Origin of the sequence: Aurantimonas manganoxydans SI85-9A1 (assembly GCF_000153465.1) — a bacterium.
In the GTDB taxonomy this organism is placed as follows: Bacteria; Pseudomonadota; Alphaproteobacteria; order Rhizobiales; family Rhizobiaceae; genus Aurantimonas; species Aurantimonas manganoxydans.
Genome location: NZ_CH672387.1, coordinates 2,929,146 through 2,948,005, shown reverse-complemented (window position 1 = coordinate 2,948,005; position 18,860 = coordinate 2,929,146). Strand labels below are relative to the sequence as shown.

Below are 18,860 nucleotides of genomic sequence, written 5' to 3'. Positions count from 1 at the left end.
ATGAGCCCAGCCACCAATCTCCAGATCGACGGCGACCGCCTCTGGGACTCGCTGATGGAGATGGCGAAGATCGGACCGGGCGTCGCCGGCGGCAACAACCGCCAGACCCTGACCGACGAGGACGCCGAGGGCCGGTCGCTGTTCAGATCGTGGTGCGAGGCCGCCGGCCTGACCATGGGCCTCGACACGATGGGGAACATGTTCGCCCGCCGCGAGGGCACCGATCCCGAAGCGCTGCCGGTCTATGTCGGCAGTCATCTCGATACCCAGCCGACCGGCGGCAAGTATGACGGCGTGCTCGGCGTGCTGACCGGGCTTGAACTGGTGCGCACGCTCAACGACCTCAACATCCGCACCAGGCATCCGATCGTCGTCACCAACTGGACGAACGAGGAGGGCACCCGCTTCGCGCCGGCCATGCTGGCCTCGGGTGTCTTCGCCGGCGTGCTGGAAGAGAGCTGGGCCAAGGACCGCAAGGACGCCGCCGGCAAGAGCTTCGGCGCTGAACTCGAACGTATCGGCTGGCAGGGCGACGAGCCGGTCGGCAGCCGCAAGATGAAGGCGTTCTTCGAACTGCATATCGAGCAGGGGCCGATCCTGGAGGACGAGGGGATCGACATCGGCGTCGTCACCCACGGGCAGGGGCTCTACTGGCTGGAGGTCACCCTGGCCGGCAAGGAGAGCCACACCGGTTCGACCCCGATGTACAAACGGCGCAATGCCGGCCTCGGCATGGCGCGGGTGATCGAGCTCGTCCACGAGGTGGCGATGGATTATCAGCCGAACGCCGTCGGCACGATCGGCCAGATCGACGTCCATCCGAACTCGCGCAACATCATTCCCGGCCGCTGCGTCTTCACCGTCGACATCCGCTCGCCGTCCAAGGAGACCCTCGACACGATGCGCGAGCGCATCGAGGACGGCATCGACCTGATCGCCGACGCGCTCGACATCGACGTGTCGGTCGACGAGGTCGGCCATTTCGATCCGGTGACCTTCGACGAGACCTGCGTGAGGGCCATCCGCGATGCCGCCGAGGCGCTCGGCTATTCCCACCGCAACATCGTCTCGGGCGCCGGCCACGACGCGTGCTGGATCAACCGCGTCGCGCCGACCGCCATGGTCATGTGCCCCTGCGTCGACGGCCTGTCCCACAACGAGGCGGAAGAGATTTCGAAGGAATGGGCGACGGCCGGCGCCAACGTCCTGATGCGCGCAGTCGTGGAGACTGCGGGGATCGTGGAGTAGGCTGGACCGGGATCGCGCAACGCCAGGAGGTCGTCATGGGCAGGCCGAAGGAACTGACCGAAGCGGAACGGGCCGATCTTCTAGCTCGCGGATATCGTCCTGTGGAGGTCTGGGTGCCGAACTGGAACCATCCGGCCTTTCAGGCGCAGTTGGACAAAGACTGCCGGGCAATCAACGCGGCGGATCGCCGGTCGCGAGAGATCGATCGCCTGTCGGAAGAGGTCGCCGATCTGTGGGACGATCTCCCTCAATGAGAAGAGGGGATGTCGTGCTCGTCTCGGGGAAGGGAGACTACGGCAAGGCCAGGCCGGCCGTTGTCGTGCAGGCTGACCATTTCGCCGAACATCTGGGCAGCGTCACCGTCGTTCCCTTCACCACCGATCTTGGCAAGGACATCTCCATCAGCATTCCCGTCGAGCCGGCGCCGTCGAACGGATTGCGGGAGCGGTCGCAGTTGATGGTCGACAAGCTCCAGACCTATCCGCGCGAGAAGGTCTATGCACCGATCGGCAGTGTCGACCCGGACCGCATGCTCGAGGTCGACCGCGCCCTGATGATCTTCCTGCAACTGGCAGGCGTCGCCGGCGCTGCGTCTTCCACTCTTCCATCGTCCAGCCAGGAGTCACCATGACCATCGTCATCAAGGGCGGCACGATCGTCACCGCCGATCTCACCTACAAGGCCGACATCCTGATCGACGGCGACACCATCGCGGCGATCGGGCCGGACCTGTCGGGCGACGAGGTGATCGACGCCTCACGCACCTACGTCATGCCCGGCGGCATCGACCCGCACACCCATATGGAAATGCCCTTCATGGGCACTCACTCGGCCGACGATTTCGATTCCGGCTCGGCCGCGGCACTGGCCGGCGGCACCACCATGACCGTAGATTTCTGCCTGCCGGCCCCCGACCAGGGACCGCTGGACGCGCTGCAGACCTGGTTCCAGAAGGCCGGCCCGGCCCGCACCGACTATTCCTTCCACATGGGCGTGACCTGGTGGGGCCAGAAATATTTCGACGAGATGCCCAGGGTGGTCGAGGCCGGCATCAACACCTTCAAGCACTTCATGGCCTACAAGGGCGCGCTGATGGTGAATGACGACGAGATGTTCGCGTCCTTTACCCGCTGCGCCGAACTCGGCGCCATGCCGCTGGTCCATGCCGAGAACGGCGACGTCGTCGCCTTCCTGCAGCAGAAGCTGCTGGCCGAGGGCAACAATGGGCCGGAGGGTCACGCCTATTCGCGCCCGCCCGAGGTCGAGGGCGAGGCGGTCAACCGCGCCATCATGATCGCCGATCAGGCCGGCGTGCCGCTCTACGTGGTCCACACCTCCTGCGAACAGGCCCATGAAGCGATCCGCCGGGCCCGCCAGAAGGGCATGCGGGTCTATGGCGAGCCGCTGATCCAGCATCTGGTGCTGGACGAGAGCGAGTACTTCCATCCCGACTGGCAGCACGCCGCCCGCCGGGTGATGTCGCCGCCCTTCCGCGACAAGAAAAACCAGGATTCCCTTTGGGCGGGGCTCGCTGCCGGCTCGCTGCAGGTCGTCGCGACCGACCATTGCGCCTTCACCGACGAGCAGAAGCGCATGGGGCTTGGCGATTTCACCAAGATCCCCAATGGCACCGGCGGCCTGGAAGACCGGCTGGCGGTTCTGTGGACCAAGGGCGTCGGCACCGGCCGGCTGACGATGAACGAGTTCGTCGCCGTTACCTCCACCAACATCGCCAAGATCCTGAACATCTATCCGAAAAAGGGCGCGATCCTCGTCGGGGCCGATGCCGATCTGGTGATCTTCGATCCGGCCGCCACCAAGACCATCTCAGCCAAGACCCAGAAATCGGTGATCGAATACAACGTCTTCGAGGGCATTGAACTGACCGGCCTGCCTGTGATGACGTTCTCGCGCGGCCGTCTCGCCTACAAGGAGGGCGACGTGCGCGCCGAAAAGGGCAATGGCCGCTTCGTCGAGCGTCCCGCCAGTGCGCCCGCGGCCAAGGCGCTGTCGACCTGGAAGGAACTCACCGCGCCGCGCAGGATCGAGCGCACCGGCATTCCGGCGAGCGGGGTCTGACTACGGTGAGCAGCCCACGTTGCATATGTGGTTGTGAAGAAACGACGAACGGTGGTCGTTTCCGGCCCGGACATGACCAGCGATTGCGCGCCGCCATCGAACACGCTGTCGGTGGTATTGAAGCACTGCGGTCTTTAGCCGAAGCGAAAGTGGGCCACCCAATCGTGGTGGCGGTGAGTAAAGGCGCAACGTGAACGTCATCGAAGCACGCAATCTCGACCTCGTCTTCGAGACCGCCGATACGCCGGTTCATGCGCTGAAGGGCATCGACCTCACCGTGAACAGCGGCGAATTCGTCTCCTTCATCGGGCCGTCCGGTTGCGGCAAGACCACGCTGCTCAGGGTTATCGCCGACCTTGAGCAGCCGACCGGCGGATCGATCTCGGTCAACGGCATGACGCCCGATCAGGCGCGCCAGGCGCGGGCCTATGGCTATGTCTTCCAGGCCGCGGCGCTCTATCCCTGGCGCACGATCGAGAAGAACGTCGCGCTGCCACTGGAGATCATGGGTTTCGACCGGGCCGAGCGGAAACGCCGGATCGACGCCAATCTCGAACTGGTCGGCCTTGCCGGCTTCGGCCGCAAATATCCCTGGCAATTGTCCGGCGGCATGCAGCAGCGGGCGTCGATCGCCCGCGCCCTGTGCTTCGATCCGGACCTCCTCCTGATGGACGAACCCTTCGGCGCGCTCGACGAAATCGTCCGCGACCATCTCAACGAGGAACTGCTGAAGCTCTGGGCCAAGACGCAGAAGACCGTCGTCTTCGTGACGCATTCGATCCCGGAAGCGGTGTTCCTGTCGACGCGGATCGTGGTGATGAGCCCGCGCCCCGGTCGCATCCACGAAATCATCGACTGCGATCTCGGGCCGGACCGTCCCCTCGACATCCGCGACACGCCGGAATTCCTCGCCATCGCCCACCGGGTGCGCGAAGGGCTGCGGGCAGGGCACGGCTATGACTGAGCGGTGCCAATGACGCCGCCGCCGACACCCATTGCCGAGCCGGGGGCTGGGATCGGCTATGCCGGTCCGCTGCGGCGGCTCGGCCGGCGCATGCGCGACGGGCGGACCGTACCGGTGCTCACCGTCGTCCTGGCAATCCTCGCCATCTGGTATCTTGCCGCCATCGGCATGAACTGGGCGACCGAGACGGTGAAGCTGGAGCGCGCCGGCGAGGCCTATGGCGTCCTCGATACGGTCGCGGCCGCCTGGTCGGCCGAGCGGCCGGTGCTGCCGGCGCCGCACCAGATCGTCGTGGAAATCTGGAACTCGACGGTCGGGGTGAAACCGTCCTCGCCGCGTTCGCTGCTCTACCACGCCTGGGTGACGCTCTCCTCGACGCTGCTCGGCTTTCTCATCGGCACCGCCCTGGGCGTGCTGCTGGCCGTCGGCATCCTCAATTCGCGCACGCTCGACAAGAGCCTGATGCCTTGGATCATCGCCTCGCAGACCATCCCGATCCTTGCCATCGCGCCGATGGTGATCGTCGTCCTCAATTCCGTCGGCGTGACCGGCCTTCTGCCCAAGGCGATCATCTCAACCTATCTGTCCTTCTTCCCAGTGGCGGTCGGCATGGTGAAGGGGCTGCGCTCGCCCGACGCGATGCTGATCGATCTGATGCACACCTATTCGGCGTCCCGCCGCCAGACGCTGGTCAAGCTGCGCTGGCCGGCGTCCATGCCGTTCCTGTTCACCTCCATGAAGGTCGCCGTGGCGGCGGCTCTCGTCGGCGCCATCGTCGGCGAATTGCCGACCGGCGCCGTAGCCGGTCTCGGCGCGCGGCTTCTGGCCGGCTCCTATTATGGCCAGACCATCCAGATCTGGTCGGCGCTCGTCGCCGCCGCGATCATGGCGGGTGTCCTCGTCTGGCTGATCGGGCTCGGCGAAAAGGCGTCGCTCAAGCGCATGGGGGCCCGGCCATGAGCGCCGTGCGGAACGGCGCCGGCCCCGGTCCCGGCGCGATCGCCCTGACCGGTGGCCTTGCGGCAATGGCGGCGATCGCCGCGCTGGCGCTGCTCGGTGTGGACCAGCGCGGCCCGCTTCTGATCCTGGCGATCCTCGCCTTCTGGGCCGCCTCCTGGCGGCTGACCGTCAGTCTCGCCGCGATCGAGCCGCGGGGGCGGGCAGGGCGCGTCGCGCTCCAGGTGCTCATTCCGATCGTCTTCGGCGTCTCGCTGCTGTTCCTCTGGGAGTTCGTGGTGCGGGCGTTGCAGGTGCCGATCGTCTTGCTGCCGGCCCCCTCCGACATCGGTGTCAGGATTGCCAGCTCGCTGCCGATCCTGTGGGTCGACTTCGTCCAGACCTTCCTGAAGGCGGTAATCGCCGGCTACGTCATCGGCTGTGCCAGCGGCTTCGTAGTCGCGGTGCTGGTCGATCGCTCGTCCTTCCTCAAGCGCGGCCTCCTGCCGGTCGGCAACCTCGTCTCGGCACTGCCCATCGTCGGCGTCGCGCCGATCATGGTGATGTGGTTCGGTTTCGACTGGCCGTCCAAGGCCGCCGTGGTCGTGGTGATGACCTTCTTCCCCATGCTGGTGAACACCGTCGCCGGCCTCTCGGCGGCCGGGGCGATGGAACGCGACCTGATGCGCACCTATGCTGCCGGACCCTGGCAGAGCCTTCTGAAGCTACGGCTGCCGGCGGCCATGCCCTTCATCTTCAACGCGCTGAAGATCAACTCGACCCTCGCCCTGATCGGTGCAATCGTGGCGGAGTTCTTCGGCACGCCGATCGTCGGCATGGGCTTTCGCATCTCGGCCGAGATCGGCCGGATGAACACCGACATGGTCTGGGCCGAGATCGCGGTCGCCGCGCTCGCCGGTTCGCTGACCTATGGCATTCTGTCCGTCATCGAGCGGATCACGACCTTCTGGCATCCGTCCTACCGCAAGGGCTAGGCGGCGACGCAACGCAGCAGCAAAGGAGAATGCGCATGAGGAAGCTACTGGCAGGCGCCACGGTGGCGTTGGCAGGTCTTGGTCTGGCGATGCCCGCGATGGCGCAGGATGCGCTGACGCTGCAGCTCAAATGGGTCACCCAGGCGCAGTTCGCCGGCTATTACGTCGCCAAGGAGAAGGGTTTCTACGAGGAGGCCGATCTCGACGTCACCATCAAGCCGGGCGGACCCGACATCGCCCCGGTGCAGGTGCTGGCTGGTGGCGGCGCCGACATCGTCGTCGACTGGATGCCGTCGGCACTGGCCGCCCGCGAAAAGGGCGTTGCGCTGGTCAACATCGCCCAGCCCTTCGAGCGCTCGGGCATGATGCTGACCTGTCGCAAGGAGACCGGCATCGAGAAGCCTGCGGACTTCAAGGGCAAGACCCTCGGCGTCTGGTTCTCGGGCAACGAATATCCGTTCCTGTCCTGGATGTCGCAGCTCGGCCTGTCGACCGAAGGCGGCGATGACGGCGTCACCGTCATCAAGCAGGGCTTCAATGTCGACCCGCTGATCCAGAAGCAGGCCGACTGCATCTCCACCATGACGTACAACGAATACGGCCAGGTTCTGGACGCCGGCATCCCGGCCGAGGAACTGGTGGTGTTCAACTACACCGACCAGGGCGTCGCGACGCTCGAGGACGGCCTTTATGTCCTTGAAGAGGATCTGCAGAAGCCGGAGATGGTGGATGCCTATGCCCGCTTCGTGAAGGCGTCGATGAAGGGCTGGTCATATGCGGCCGAAAACCCGGAAGAGGCGGCCGAGATCGTTCTCGACAACGACATGACCGGCGCCCAGACCATGGCGCACCAGACCTTCATGATGGGCGAGATCGCCAAGCTTCTCGGTGACGACGGCGCGCTCGACACCGCGGCGGCCGACAACACCGTCGGCGTCCTGATGTCGGGCGGTTCCGACCCGGTGATCACCAAGGAGCCCGAGGGCGCCTGGACCAGCGTCGTCACCGACAAGGCTGCCGAGATGGACTGACCGCCTGCCGGTCAGTGCGGACAAGCGAAAGGCCGGGGCATGTCCCCGGCCTTTCTGCGTTTAGGGAGCCGCGTCGATCGACCCGTTCGGCGACGCCGCCAGTGCGATGCCGTCAGGCGGGAGCGGGAGCGGGCGCGGCGCTTGCGGGTGCCGGTGCGTGCTTTGCCAGCGGATCGCCGATGAGCGGGCTCGGTGCGTCCTCGCCGCGCCTGCGCTTGAACCAGGCGACCAGGCATTCGCCCAGCATCAGCATGGCCGGGGTCAGCACCAGCGTCAGCACCGTCGCGAAGGTCAGGCCGCCGGCGATGGCGCTCGACAGTTCCGTCCACCACTGGGTCGAGGGCGCACCGAACGCCATGGTGCGGTGGATGAAGTCGATGTTGACGCCGATCACCATCGGCATGAGCCCCAGAACGGTGGTGATCGAGGTCAGAAACACCGGCCGCAGACGCTGGGCGCCGGTGCGCAACAGCGCTTCCAGCGGCGGCTGGCCGGAGCGCCGCAGATCGTTGTAGGTGTCGATCAGGACGATGTTGTTGTTGACCACGATGCCGGCCAGCGCGATCACGCCGATGCCGCCCATCACCACGCCGAACGGCCGTCCGGTGATGAGCAGGCCGTAGAACACCCCGGCCGTCGAGAACACGATGGCGCTCATCACCAGGATGGCCTGGTAGATCGAGTTGAACTGGGTCACCAGCACCAGGAACATCAGGAAGATCGCCGCGCCGAAGGCGCCGGCGAGGAAGCTCATCGCTTCCGCCTGATCCTCCGCCTCGCCGCCGAAGCGGAAATCGACGCCGGGCGGCAGGCTGGCCTGTTCCAGCGCCTGCCGCAGGGCGACGATCTGGTCGTTGACCAGCAGGCCCTCGGCGACGTCCGCCTCCACCGCCATGACCCGGCGCTGGTCGATGCGGATGATCGTGCCGACCTTGGGCGCCGGCTTGAAGGAGACGAAGTTGCGGATGGGCACGAGGCCTTGCGCGGTGGGGATCCTTAGATCCTGCAGCCGCTCCAGCGTCCGGTCGCCGGCCGGGAAGCGCACGCGGATCGGCACCTCGCCGTCGCCGCCGGCATCCTCCGGCCGATAGTTGGAAACCTCGATCCCGGCGGTAAGAAGCCGGACGGCCTGGCCGAGCAGCGAGACGTCGGCGCCATAGCGCGCGGCCTCCTCGCGGTTGACCTGCAGCTGCCATTCGACGCCGGGCAGGGGGCGCGTGTCGGTGACGTTGGTGAAGCCGCCGATCTCTTCCATCAGGCCGCGCGCCGTGGCGATGCCGTCGGCCAGCGTTTCCAGCGACGGGCCGAGCAGCTTGAGATTGACCGGCTTGCCGCTGGCCGGGCCGTTCTGTTCCTGCTGCACCTGCACGGTGATGCCGGGAATGTCGGCCACACGGGCTCGGATGTCGTCGAAGATCGCCGTCGCCTTGCGCCGCTCGTCCCATTCGTCGAGCTCCAGCTGGACGGTGCCGATGACGTCGGCCCCGACCTGCCGGGCGCCGCCTTCGCTCAGCGTGCGGGCATAGACAGTCTGCACCTCCTCCATGCCGAGCAGCCGGCTCTCGACCCGGCGCACCAGCGCGTCGCGCTCGAAGATCGAGAAATTGTCGCGGGCGCGGATCTGCACCTGGGCGAATTCCGGTTCGATCGACGGGAAGAACTCGACGCCCTTGCCGTGCTGCGAATAGCCGTAGAAGGCGCCGACGAGCAGGACGGTGGCGATGACGAGGGTGGCGAAGGGTGCCTTCACGGCGCTGCGCAGGACGCGCAGATAGGTGCCGGTCCAGCCGCCGATCTGCGACATGTCGCCGGTCTCGGCGGCCTCGATGGCCGCACGCTGGCGCGCCGGCATCGGCTGGGCCTTGCCGATCATGCCGCCGAGGACCGGGATGAAGACCAGCGCCATGAACAGCGACGCGGTGAGGGTGATCATCACCGTGATCGGCAGGAATTTCATGAACTCGCCGACGATCCCGCTCCAGAACAGAAGCGGCAGGAACACGGCGAGCGTCGTCACCGTCGAGGCGATGATCGGCCAGGCCATGCGCTTGGCCGCTTGGCGATAGGCGTCGCGCGGGGAGGCGCCTTCCAGAAGCCGCCGGTCGGCGAGCTCGGTGGTGACGATGGCTCCGTCGACCAGCATGCCGACCACGAGGATCAGCGAGAACAGCACGATGATGTTCATCGTGTAGCCGGCGAGCCAGAGGATCGCGATGCCGGCGAGGAAGGAGCCCGGGATCGACAAGCCGACCAGCACCGAGGTGCGGAAGCCGAGCGCCGCGACGATGACGATCATCACCAGCACGATGGCCGAGATGACGTTGTTTTCCAGATCGCCGAGCATGGTCTTCACCTGCTCGGACTCGTCCTGCAGGTAGCGCACGCTCACCGTTTGGGGCCAGGCTTCCTTCTGGCGCGCGACCACTTCGCGGACGGCGTCCACCGTCTCGATGATGTTGGCGCCGGAGCGCTTCTTCACTTCCAGTGCCAGCGACGGTTCGCCGTCGATGCGGGCAAAGCCCTCCGGGTCCTCGAAGGTGCGCCGCGCGATGGCGACGTCCTTGAAGGTCAGGACGGTCGAGCCGTCGACCTTGATCGGCAGGTCGAGCACGTCCTGCGCGTCCTCGATCAGGCCGGGTACCTTGAGGACGATCCGTCCGGCCCCGGTGTCGAGCGCGCCGGCGGCGATCAGCCGGTTGTTGCGGCTGATCTGGCTGACCAGTTCGTCGAAGGACAGATTGTAGGTCTCGAAGACCGTGGGGTCGATCAGGACCTCCATCAGCTCTTCGCGCTCGCCGCCGATGTCGATTTCCAGAACGCCCGACAGCGCTTCCAGATCGTCCTTCAGATCGCTGGCGATGTTGACCAACGAGCGTTCGGGAATCGGCCCGGACAGGACGACGGTCAGGATCGGGAACAGCGAGGTGTTCACCTCGGTGACCACCGGCTCGTCGACCTCGGCCGGCATGTTCGGCTTGGCGCGGTCGACGGCGTCCTTGACGTCGGTCAGTGCCTCGTCGGCGTCGAAGCCCGCCTCGAACTTCAGCTGCACCGAGGCGAAGCCCTCGGAGGCATGCGCCTCCATCTCGTCGAGCCCTGAGAGCGACGACAGCTCGGTCTCCAGCGGCCGCACCAGCAGGCGCTCGCTATCCTCCGGCGAGATGCCTTCCAGCACCGCGCTGACATACATCACCGGGATCGGGATGTCGGGCGAGGATTCCTTCGGGATCGCCTGATAGCCGGCGACACCAGCGATCAGCACCAGGATGAGGAACAGGAGGACCGTTCGCGACCGGTCGAAGGCGGCGTCGATGAGGGCTCTCATCGGGCCGTCTCCGCGGCGTCATCGAGAAGCAGCGCGCCCGCCAGCGCCGGCGTCACCTCGCCCGTCACCTCCAAGCCGTTGTCGCGCTGATAGGCGCGGATCGCCGCACGGGTCGATGCGCCGAGAACGCCGTCCACGGTGCCGGGCGAATAGCCGAGCGTCTCCAGCCGCTGCTGCAGCGCCCGCACCGGCAGGGCCTCCAGCGAGGCTTCGATCTCGGCGGCGGTCTGCGGAGCGATCGAAGCGGTCTCCGTGCTCTCGTCGGTTGTCGCGGCCTGCGGCATGTCGGCGTCCGTATCGCCCTGCGCCACGATCCCGCCAGCGCCCTGTTCCTGTTCGCTGGCGGTCTCGCCGACGATGTCGGGGGCCGGCTCGGGAAGCTCCACCTGCGGGTCCGCCGCCGTCTCCGGCTCGCCCGATTCACCCGGTTCGGGCGCAACCACGCGCACGGTCTCGCCAGCCGCGACGAAGCCCTGACCCACCGAGATGATGCGCAGCTCTTCGGGCAGTCCGCTTACCCAGATGCCGTCGGTTTCGGCGCGCACCAGTTCGATCGGATGGAAGCTGACGACGTCGTCTTCGCCGACCGCCTTGACGCCGAGCGTGCCGTCCGGGCCGAGCGCCAGCAGGGCCGCCGAGATGAAATGTGCCGGCGTCTCGCCGGTGGGGATGCGGACCTGCGCCGAAATGCCGGCCGGGATGTCGCGGTCGGGATTTTCCACCACGACCTCCACCGGGAAGGTCCGGGTGGCTGTATCGGCATTGGCGGCGATGTAGCGCACCGTGCCCTCGCGCGCCTCGCCGGTGATGAAGGTGACGGCGGCCGGCTGGCCGACCTTGACCTTGCCGACATTCTGCTGGGCGATCTGCACGTCGACGGTCAGGGGATCGATGTCGATCTGCTGGCCGATCTCGGCGCTCGCGGCAACGAACTCGCCGAGATCGAGGTCGAAGGCGTCGAGAACGCCGGTGATCGGCGCGCGGATTTCGGTATCGCCGGTGGTCTGCCGGATCGCCGCCAGTGCCGCCTTGGCGCTGGCGAGTTCGGCCTGTGCGGCCTCGACTTCGGCGGCGGTCGAATAGCCGCGATCGGCCAGGCCCGAGACCCGATCGTACTCGCCCTGGCGGCGCGACAGTTCCGCTTCGGCCTGGGCGACCTGGGCACTGCGATCGTCGAGCGCGATCCGGGCGATCAACGTGCCTTCCTCGAGAAAATCGCCCTTGGCGACGAGCACCTCTTCCACCGTGCCGCCCACCTTGGCGCGCACCGGGGTGATGCGGTCGGGCGAGACCTGCCCCTCGGCGGCGACGAACTGGGTCACCGCCTTGGCGTTCGAGGCGAAGGCCTCGACGGTGAAGGGCTGCTGCTGGCGCGCCTGCGGCGCCGTGGCGGTGTCCTCGGCAGGGTAGAGATAGCCCGAGCCCATCCACCCCACGAGGGCGAGAACGAAGAGGGTCGCCAGCCAGCCGGCATAGGACCTCGGTTCCCTGGCCGGGGGCGTGCTGTCGGCGGCCGGTGTCTGCGTCCGGTTTTCGTCGGTGCTGGTCATCGGTCGTCCGGGGTTTGCGCGGGCACTGGCTGATCGGCCAGGCGCGCGGCGATGTCGGCAAAGGCGGAAACCGACGTTTCGAAGAACTGACGTGCTTCGTCGAGCCGGGCGCGCTCGACGGCAGCGTCGCCGGGCAGGGCATCGGCGGTCTCGGCAAGAGTGGCGAGCATGTCCTGCATCCGCGCGATGATGCCGCGCATCATGTTCGCATAAGGGCGCTCGGCGAGGCGGAAGAAGTCCTGGCGCTCGCCCGGCACGGCGATCCGCTCGATCAGCCCCTTGCTTTCGAGGAGCCTGGCATTGGTGGAGATCGAACCGCGGCTGACGCCGAGCGTCTCCGCCAGCGCGCCGAAGCTGACCGGTACGGGCGCAAGGATCAGATAGCCGAACAGACGGCCCGCGATCCGCGGCAGGCCCTCCACTTCGAGATGGTGACCCATGCGGTCGACGAAATGCGCGCACACGGCGCTGCCGTCGTCGGTCGGGACGGGCTGGGGATCGAGGACGATGTTCATCCGGCGCAGATACGTGCGCCGGGCCGTTCAATCAAGACTGAACGAAGACAAATCGTTCAGCTATGGCTGAATGTCACAGAAGGAGGCCGATCAGCCGGCGGCGGGCTTGCCCGGCCCCGTGGGGACGACGGGAGCGGGCGGCTGGAAGCTCTTCTTCAGCCGCGCACTCAGATCCTCGAAGGGTTGTTTGCAGGGCCCTTCCTCCGGATGCTGGACGAGATGTTCGTAGACATGCGGCACCAGATCGACGGCCTGGTCGAGCGTCTGGTCGCTGCCCCGCTGATAACCGCCAAGGAGGCGCAGATCCCGCGTGTCCTCGTAGCGCGAGATCATGCTGCGCAGGCGGCTGACCAGCTCGCGCTCCTGCGGGTTCCAGGCCCGGTCGGCGAGGCGCGAGATCGATTTCAGGACGTCCACCGCCGGGAACCGGCCCTGTTCGGCGATCGCGCGGTCCAGCACGATATGGCCGTCCAGCGTACCGCGGATGGCGTCGGCGATGGGGTCGTTGTGATCGTCGCCATCGACCAGCACCGAGAAGATGCCGGTGATCGAGCCGGAGCCTTCCAGCCCCGGTCCGGCGCGCTCCAGGAGCTGCGGCAGTTCGGAGAAGACGCTCGGCGGATAGCCGCGCGCAACCGGCGGCTCGCCGGCTGCAAGGGCCACGTCGCGGGCGGCATGGGCGAGGCGGGTGACGCTGTCGACGATCAGCAGCACGCTGTCGCCCCGGTCGCGAAAATATTCGGCGACGCTGGTGGCGGTGCGCGGTGCCAGGCGCCGCATCATCGGGCTCTCGTCGCCGGTGGCGACGATGGTGACGACCTTGGCGAGATTGCCGGCCATGGTCTCTTCGAGGAATTCGCGCACTTCGCGGCCACGCTCGCCCACAAGGGCGACCACCACCGTGTCGAAGCCCTTGGCGCGCGCCAGCATGCTCATCAGCGTCGACTTGCCGACGCCGGAACCGGCGAAGATGCCGATGCGCTGGCCGCGGACCAGCGGCGTGAAGATGTCGAGGGCGCGTACGCCGGTGGCGACGGGCTTGCCGGTGCGGCCACGCTGCATGGCGGGAAGCGGCGGCGCGTCGGCGCGGCGGGGATCGTCGCCTTCGCTCACCGGTCCCTTGCCGTCGGTCGGCTGGCCGAACGCGTCGAGAACGCGGCCTTTCCAGCTGCGCGAGGGCGAGACCATGAAGGGCCCGATCTGACGGGCCGGCGCCTTGACGCCGCGCACGAAGCGGTTGGCGAAGGGTTTGACGGTCAGGCTGGCCTGCTCGATGCGCACCACTTCGCCGATGGCGTCGCCGTCATCGCCCGGGCAGGCGATGCGGTCGCCCAGCCGTACGAAGGGCGAAAGGCCCGCGACGCGGAACGCCTGCGGCGAGACGTCGATGATGTGACCGGTGATCGACAGGCAATGGTCGTCGAGCCGGGTCTGGCCGGAACCGGAGGTCGGCGTAGCCGTCACGAGTTCGTCCCGAGCGTCTTGACCGCGTCATCCAGCGTGCGCTCCGAGCTCTGCACGAGGTTGGACGCATTCTCGAAGGCGCGCTGCAGGGAGATCAGCCGGCTGATCTCGAGCATCGGATTGACGTTCGAGCCTTCCTGGAAGCCCTGAATCACGCCGACATCGGCGAATTCGACGATCGGAACGGCCGCGCGGTCCGGGATCAGCCCGGAATTCTCGAAGCGCGTCAGCTTGGCGCCGGCCGGCAGCTGGAACAGGCCGACGGCGCCGGCCTGGGCGCCGTTCTGGGTGATCATGCCGTCGCGGGTGATGGTCACCGGGCCGGCATTCGGATCGACCTGCAGCGGTGCGCCGCCGACATCGACGAGCGGATAGCCACTGATCGTCTCGACCATGCCCTGGGCATTGATCCGCATGCGGCCGTCCCGGGTATAGACCGGCCCGTTCGGCCCCTGGAAGGCGAAGAAGGCGTCGCCGTCCACGGCCATGTCCAGCGGATTGCCGGTCTGGGTCATCTCGCCGGAGCGGGTGGAGAAATAGGTGGTGCCCTCGGAGGCGAAGGAGACGGGCTCGGGCGCGCTGAGCGAGATCAGCTCCTCGAACTTGATCTCCTCGGCGCGAAAGCCCGTCGTGCGCGAATTGGCGACGTTGTGGGCAATGGTGTCGAGCCGCTTCGACATGGCGAGCTGCGCCGACAGGGCGACTGGAAGAGCAGTTTCCATCGTCAGATATCCCGACTGTCTTGGAGGAGACCGGACGTGGCTGCCGAACCGACGGACAGGGTCGACCGGTCAAGAACGCGCTCGATACGGGCCCGTCCGGCCATGCGGACGATGGCGCCGGGCATATCGCGGCGCTTGAGGGTCGATCGGGTGGTTGCGGCCGGCATACGGGCCTCCGGTAGAAGAATGTATGCCGTGAAAATCCGGGCTCACCCTTGCGCCAGCCTGTCGCCCCGCGCCGCTCAAGCCCGATCCGGTCGCCAGCGCCTCCGGATTGGTGCGGGGGCAAGGCTCGCACAAGCGGTACTTCCTACCGGTGGTCTGCAACATTCGCATTCGGGGGCCGCATGGGCATTCTAGTCGGACTGATCGTCACCTTGAGCTGCCTTCTCGGCGGCTTCGTCGCCATGGGTGGCCATCTCGGCGTTCTCGTGCAGCCATTCGAGTACGTCATCATTCTGGGGTCCTCGATCGGAACCTTCCTGGTCGCCAACCCCACCAAGGTGGTCAAGGACACCGGCAAGGCGATCAAGGAAGCCTTCGCCAACAAGGTGCCCACGCAGAACGACTATCTGAAGGTGCTGGCGCTACTGCATCAGCTGATGCGCGAGATGCGCTCCAAGTCGCGCGGCGAGGTCGAGGCGCATATCGACGAGCCGAAGGAATCGCCGATCTTCCAGGCCTACCCGGAGCTGATGAAGGACGAGTCGCTCGTCCACTTCATCTGCGACTATTGCCGCCTCATCATCATCGGCAACGCCCGTCCGCACGAGATCGAGGCGCTGATGGAAGAAGAGATCCAGACGATCTCCTCGGACCGGCTCAAGCCCAAGCACGCGCTCCAGGACATGGCCGACGGCCTGCCGGCACTGGGCATCGTCGCCGCCGTTCTCGGCGTCATCAAGGCCATGGGCGCGCTCGACCAGTCGCCGGAAGTGCTCGGTCACCTGATCGGCGCCGCCCTCGTCGGCACCTTCGCCGGCATTTTCTTCTCCTATGGCGTGGTCGGCCCGGTCGCCACCAAGGTGAAGTCGGTGCGCGAGAAGAACATCCGCGTCTTCGTCATCGTGCGCTCCACCCTGATCGCCTACATGAACGGTGCCATCCCGCAGGTCGCGCTCGAATACGGCCGCAAGACCATCTCTGCCTACGACCGCCCGTCCATCGACCAGGTCGAGACCGAGACCATCGGCGGTGGAGCCTGATCCGATGAGCCAGACCGAACAGATCAGCGGGGCGGATGTCGGCGAACGCCTTCGCAATGCCGCCGAATTCGAACCCCGGCGCCTGCCGCGCCTCAAGCACATGGCCGAGACCTGGGCGGCCTCGGCCGCGACCAAGATCTCTGCGATCGCCGGTGCGAGCCTCGACCTGACGCTTCGCGAGGTGGAATCGGATTTCGGTCCCGAGCTCGACGAGGCCGAAGACGACGGCACCATGTACGCGCCATTGTCTTCGCCGCGTTTTCGCAGCCCGGGCTATGCGATGCTCGACCACGAGGCGCTGGAGGCCCTGATCTCCGCGCTCTTCGCCGCCGAGCCGTCACCGCCGGGAACCCCGCCGCGCACGCCGACCGATCTCGACCGCAGCATCGTCAAGCTGGGGCTGGCGACCATCGCCGACTCCGCATTGTCGGTGTTCGAAATGATCGGCGAGTTGCGTCTGTCGGTGGGCAACATCATCAACGCGGCCGAACTCGGCGAGCAGCTTGCCGGCGAGACCGACCGGTTCATCCTGTTCCGCTTCGATCTGACGGTCGCCTCTCTGTCTACGACCATCACCTTCGCGCTGCCGGGCGCGCTCTTTGCGCCGCATCTCCGCTTCCTGCGCGAGCCGCCGAAGATGCCGCCGCCGGATCGCGAGGAAAGCTGGTCGAACGCCATCAAGGAAAGCTTCGCCAAGAGCGATCTTCGTCTCAGTGCCATCGTCACCAAGAAGAAGATCGACCTGGGAACGATCGCCGGCTTCGCCGTTGGCGACACCATTCCGCTGGATGTCAGCGCCAACAGCCTGATCGCCATCGAATGCGAGGACCAGCCGCTGTTCCGCGCCCATATGGGCCGGTCGCGCGATTCCTACGTCGTCCGCATCGAAGAGCGCATCGACCCCGCCGAGGAGTTTATTGATGATATCCTATCTGCTTGACTTCGTTCTCGTCGTGGCGCTCGTCGTGACGGCGTTCCGCTGCACCCGCATGCAGCGCGAACTGCGAACCCTGCGCTCCTCGGAGAGCGCGCTCTCCGCCTCGCTGGCGCAGGCCGATGCCTCGATCACCCGCGCCGCCGAAGTGGTGGTCGGGCTGAAGCACGAGGGCGTCGAGACGCTGCGCCGCCTGGAGTTCCGGATTGCCGAAGCCGATGACGCCACCGATCGGCTCGAGCGGCTGATCGCCGAGGCGGACGCCCTGCCGCGCCGTGTGGAGGCCGGCCGCGTCCATCGCGTCCTGCCGCCGGCAGGCGAATGGACCGATCGCAGGCTTCACGCCAGTCTGGCCGGCTAAATCGGATTGATCACTCCCGTGTGACACGGCCCCCGCATGATGCGGACGGCTGAAGACCCAAGGACGAAAACGCCATGACCGACGACAACTTCGCCACCAGCAGCGCTGACCTGGGCACCGGCCGGATGGATCTGGACCTGGTGAAGGATCTGCAGGTCACGATGCACATCGTGCTCGGCTCGACCAGCATGACGGTCGCCGAAGTGCTCGACCTGGGTCGTGGTGCCGTGGTCAAGCTGGAGAGCAAGGTCGGCGACCCGGTCGACGTGATCATCAACGGTCGTGTCATCGCCCGCGGCGAGATCGTCGTCCTCGACAACGAGGAGCAGCGCTTCGGCGTCACCCTCACCGAGGTGGCCAAGCCGGGCGCGCGCATCGCCACCAAGAACCAGCGGGCAGCCTGACGATCATGTCGATGATCGCCGCTTTTCAGGATAACGTTCCGGAACTGCCGGCAAGCGGCAAGGCCCGCGTGGCTGTTCTGCTCCTCACCCTCGGAGCACCCGGCACGTCCCGGGTGCTCAAGCATTTCTCCGCCAGCGAGATCAAGCTTCTGAAGGAAAGCGCGGCCGGCCTGCAATCGGTCACGCCCGAACAGATCGCCGAACTGGTCGACGAGTTCCAGGACGCCTTCAAGAAGGCGCCGGGGCTGGACGCGCCGTCTCTGCAGATGACCAATCTGCTCAAGGAATCGCTGTCGGAAGAAGAATTCGAGACGATCTTCTCGGTGTCGCCCGGCGAAGGCGACGACGGGGTCAAGGCTGCCGAGCGCGACTCCCGCAATGTCTGGGATTCGGTCGCCGAGCTGCAGGGCGAGATCCTTGCGCCGCGGCTGTCGCGCGAACACCCGCATGTCGTGGCCGTGCTCCTGTCGAAAATCCGGCCCGATACGGCGGCGACCGTCGCCCGCGAATTCGATCCGGCGTTCCGCCATGACGTCATGCGCCGGGTGCTGACGCTGAAGTCGCTGACGCGGCCGGTGCAGCGCCTGCTCGAAGTCCATCTGCGGCAGGCCTATCTGGCGTCGCCGGACAGGGGCGAGCAGCAGAGCAGCCACACGATCCTCGCCGACATCGTCAACCGCATGTCGAAGAGCCATGCCGACGACCTGATCGTGATGCTCGACCAAACCTCGCCGAAGGATGCCGAGAAGCTCCGCAACCTGCTCTTCGCCTTCGACGACATCGTGGCGCTCGACAAGCGCGCCCGCATGGTGCTGTTCGATGCGATCGACACGGAGGTGATCATCACCGCCTTCGTCAGCGCGAGCGAAGAGCTGAAGGAGGCCGCATTGTCCTCGCTCAGCGCCCGTTCGCGGCGCATGGTCGAGGCCGAGTTCAAGCGCGGCGACGAAAAGCCGGCAGCCGACATCGATCGCGCCCGCCGCCAGGTGGCCAGCACGGCGCTCGAGCTGTGGAGCCAGGGCAAGCTGGATCTGCACGGCGAATCCGAGGAATAGCGGCGCAAACGCGCCGCGTGTCCTCCACGGCTTTCCCGTCATCGGCCGGGAAAGCCGTTCTCTTCACTGAAC

Annotated in this window: 18 protein-coding genes; 13 read left to right on the top strand and 5 right to left on the bottom strand. The window is 66.7% G+C overall.

Annotated elements, in window-relative coordinates; all coding sequences use genetic code 11:
- From SI859A1_RS13955 to SI859A1_RS13920, 8 genes are all read left to right on the top strand, one after another.
- Complete coding sequence (locus SI859A1_RS13955) at nt 1-1,248, top strand: Zn-dependent hydrolase (RefSeq protein ID WP_009210371.1); 1,248 nt, start codon at nt 1-3, stop codon at nt 1,246-1,248.
- Between the two features lie 35 nt (nt 1,249-1,283).
- Nucleotides 1,284-1,502, top strand: coding sequence for an antitoxin MazE-like protein (locus tag SI859A1_RS13950; RefSeq protein WP_040325839.1), 219 nt, complete (start codon nt 1,284-1,286; stop codon nt 1,500-1,502).
- Entirely contained in the window at nt 1,499-1,879 is a 381-nt protein-coding gene (locus SI859A1_RS13945; protein ID WP_009210370.1) for a type II toxin-antitoxin system PemK/MazF family toxin, read from the top strand. Before SI859A1_RS13950 ends, SI859A1_RS13945 begins: the two co-directional genes overlap by 4 nt.
- Complete coding sequence (gene hydA, locus SI859A1_RS13940) at nt 1,876-3,327, top strand: dihydropyrimidinase (protein ID WP_009210369.1); 1,452 nt, start codon at nt 1,876-1,878, stop codon at nt 3,325-3,327. Before SI859A1_RS13945 ends, hydA begins: the two co-directional genes overlap by 4 nt.
- Nucleotides 3,328-3,517: 190 nt before the next feature.
- A complete protein-coding gene (locus SI859A1_RS13935; protein ID WP_009210368.1) occupies nt 3,518-4,291 on the top strand; it encodes an ABC transporter ATP-binding protein in 774 nt (257 codons plus the stop codon).
- A gap of 9 nt (nt 4,292-4,300) precedes the next feature.
- Nucleotides 4,301-5,251 (top strand): ABC transporter permease, encoded by a 951-nt coding sequence (locus SI859A1_RS13930; RefSeq protein ID WP_009210367.1) that lies wholly within the window; start codon nt 4,301-4,303, stop codon nt 5,249-5,251.
- Nucleotides 5,252-5,316: 65 nt separating this feature from the next.
- Nucleotides 5,317-6,222 (top strand): ABC transporter permease, encoded by a 906-nt coding sequence (locus SI859A1_RS13925; protein ID WP_050767721.1) that lies wholly within the window; start codon nt 5,317-5,319, stop codon nt 6,220-6,222.
- A gap of 35 nt (nt 6,223-6,257) precedes the next feature.
- Nucleotides 6,258-7,253 carry an ABC transporter substrate-binding protein gene (locus tag SI859A1_RS13920; RefSeq protein ID WP_009210365.1) on the top strand — a complete coding sequence of 332 codons (996 nt, stop codon included), beginning with the start codon at nt 6,258-6,260 and terminating at the stop codon, nt 7,251-7,253.
- Nucleotides 7,254-7,365: 112 nt separating this feature from the next.
- Here SI859A1_RS13920 and SI859A1_RS13915 read toward each other — a convergent pair whose 3' ends face one another.
- The 5 genes from SI859A1_RS13915 to flgF form a co-directional block, all read right to left on the bottom strand.
- Entirely contained in the window at nt 7,366-10,578 is a 3,213-nt protein-coding gene (locus SI859A1_RS13915) for an efflux RND transporter permease subunit (protein WP_009210364.1), read from the bottom strand.
- On the bottom strand, nt 10,575-12,128 hold the full coding sequence (locus SI859A1_RS13910) for an efflux RND transporter periplasmic adaptor subunit (RefSeq protein WP_009210363.1): 1,554 nt from the start codon (nt 12,126-12,128) through the stop codon (nt 10,575-10,577). Before SI859A1_RS13910 ends, SI859A1_RS13915 begins: the two co-directional genes overlap by 4 nt.
- Complete coding sequence (locus SI859A1_RS13905; protein ID WP_050767545.1) at nt 12,125-12,643, bottom strand: GbsR/MarR family transcriptional regulator; 519 nt, start codon at nt 12,641-12,643, stop codon at nt 12,125-12,127. The genes SI859A1_RS13910 and SI859A1_RS13905 overlap by 4 nt, the downstream gene beginning before the upstream one ends.
- 90 nt (nt 12,644-12,733) lie before the next feature.
- Nucleotides 12,734-14,107: a flagellar protein export ATPase FliI gene (fliI, locus tag SI859A1_RS13900; protein WP_009210362.1), complete on the bottom strand. Its 1,374-nt coding sequence runs from the start codon at nt 14,105-14,107 to the stop codon at nt 12,734-12,736.
- Entirely contained in the window at nt 14,104-14,829 is a 726-nt protein-coding gene (gene flgF / locus SI859A1_RS13895) for a flagellar basal-body rod protein FlgF (protein WP_009210361.1), read from the bottom strand. Before flgF ends, fliI begins: the two co-directional genes overlap by 4 nt.
- Nucleotides 14,830-15,176: 347 nt before the next feature.
- Here flgF and motA point away from each other — a divergent pair, with 347 nt between their 5' ends.
- From motA to SI859A1_RS13870, 5 genes are all read left to right on the top strand, one after another.
- The gene (gene motA, locus SI859A1_RS13890; RefSeq protein ID WP_009210360.1) at nt 15,177-16,034 is read left to right on the top strand and encodes a flagellar motor stator protein MotA; all 858 of its coding nucleotides are present in this window, start codon (nt 15,177-15,179) and stop codon (nt 16,032-16,034) included.
- A 4-nt stretch (nt 16,035-16,038) separates the two neighbouring features.
- Nucleotides 16,039-16,974 (top strand): FliM/FliN family flagellar motor switch protein, encoded by a 936-nt coding sequence (locus tag SI859A1_RS13885; protein ID WP_024350304.1) that lies wholly within the window; start codon nt 16,039-16,041, stop codon nt 16,972-16,974.
- The gene (locus SI859A1_RS13880; RefSeq protein ID WP_040325838.1) at nt 16,955-17,329 is read left to right on the top strand and encodes a DUF6468 domain-containing protein; all 375 of its coding nucleotides are present in this window, start codon (nt 16,955-16,957) and stop codon (nt 17,327-17,329) included. Before SI859A1_RS13885 ends, SI859A1_RS13880 begins: the two co-directional genes overlap by 20 nt.
- Nucleotides 17,330-17,403: 74 nt before the next feature.
- Nucleotides 17,404-17,733, top strand: coding sequence for a flagellar motor switch protein FliN (gene fliN, locus SI859A1_RS13875; protein ID WP_040325837.1), 330 nt, complete (start codon nt 17,404-17,406; stop codon nt 17,731-17,733).
- Nucleotides 17,734-17,744: 11 nt separating this feature from the next.
- Nucleotides 17,745-18,788, top strand: coding sequence for a FliG C-terminal domain-containing protein (locus tag SI859A1_RS13870; RefSeq protein ID WP_161600136.1), 1,044 nt, complete (start codon nt 17,745-17,747; stop codon nt 18,786-18,788).
- Nucleotides 18,789-18,860: the final 72 nt, after the last annotated feature.

Excerpts from the sequence above, each read along its gene's own strand:
- SI859A1_RS13955 (WP_009210371.1), top strand. The coding sequence starts at position 1 with ATGAGCCCAGCCACCAATCTCCAGATCGACGGCGACCGCCTCTGGGAC.
- SI859A1_RS13950 (WP_040325839.1), top strand. The coding sequence starts at position 1,284 with ATGGGCAGGCCGAAGGAACTGACCGAAGCGGAACGGGCCGATCTTCTA.
- SI859A1_RS13945 (WP_009210370.1), top strand. The coding sequence starts at position 1,499 with ATGAGAAGAGGGGATGTCGTGCTCGTCTCGGGGAAGGGAGACTACGGC.
- hydA (WP_009210369.1), top strand. The coding sequence starts at position 1,876 with ATGACCATCGTCATCAAGGGCGGCACGATCGTCACCGCCGATCTCACC.
- SI859A1_RS13930 (WP_009210367.1), top strand. The coding sequence starts at position 4,301 with ATGACGCCGCCGCCGACACCCATTGCCGAGCCGGGGGCTGGGATCGGC.
- SI859A1_RS13925 (WP_050767721.1), top strand. The coding sequence starts at position 5,317 with ATGGCGGCGATCGCCGCGCTGGCGCTGCTCGGTGTGGACCAGCGCGGC.
- SI859A1_RS13920 (WP_009210365.1), top strand. The coding sequence starts at position 6,258 with ATGAGGAAGCTACTGGCAGGCGCCACGGTGGCGTTGGCAGGTCTTGGT.
- SI859A1_RS13915 (WP_009210364.1), bottom strand. The coding sequence starts at position 10,578 with ATGAGAGCCCTCATCGACGCCGCCTTCGACCGGTCGCGAACGGTCCTC.
- SI859A1_RS13910 (WP_009210363.1), bottom strand. The coding sequence starts at position 12,128 with ATGACCAGCACCGACGAAAACCGGACGCAGACACCGGCCGCCGACAGC.
- SI859A1_RS13905 (WP_050767545.1), bottom strand. The coding sequence starts at position 12,643 with ATGAACATCGTCCTCGATCCCCAGCCCGTCCCGACCGACGACGGCAGC.
- flgF (WP_009210361.1), bottom strand. The coding sequence starts at position 14,829 with ATGGAAACTGCTCTTCCAGTCGCCCTGTCGGCGCAGCTCGCCATGTCG.
- motA (WP_009210360.1), top strand. The coding sequence starts at position 15,177 with ATGGGCATTCTAGTCGGACTGATCGTCACCTTGAGCTGCCTTCTCGGC.
- SI859A1_RS13885 (WP_024350304.1), top strand. The coding sequence starts at position 16,039 with ATGAGCCAGACCGAACAGATCAGCGGGGCGGATGTCGGCGAACGCCTT.
- SI859A1_RS13880 (WP_040325838.1), top strand. The coding sequence starts at position 16,955 with ATGATATCCTATCTGCTTGACTTCGTTCTCGTCGTGGCGCTCGTCGTG.
- fliN (WP_040325837.1), top strand. The coding sequence starts at position 17,404 with ATGACCGACGACAACTTCGCCACCAGCAGCGCTGACCTGGGCACCGGC.
- SI859A1_RS13870 (WP_161600136.1), top strand. The coding sequence starts at position 17,745 with ATGATCGCCGCTTTTCAGGATAACGTTCCGGAACTGCCGGCAAGCGGC.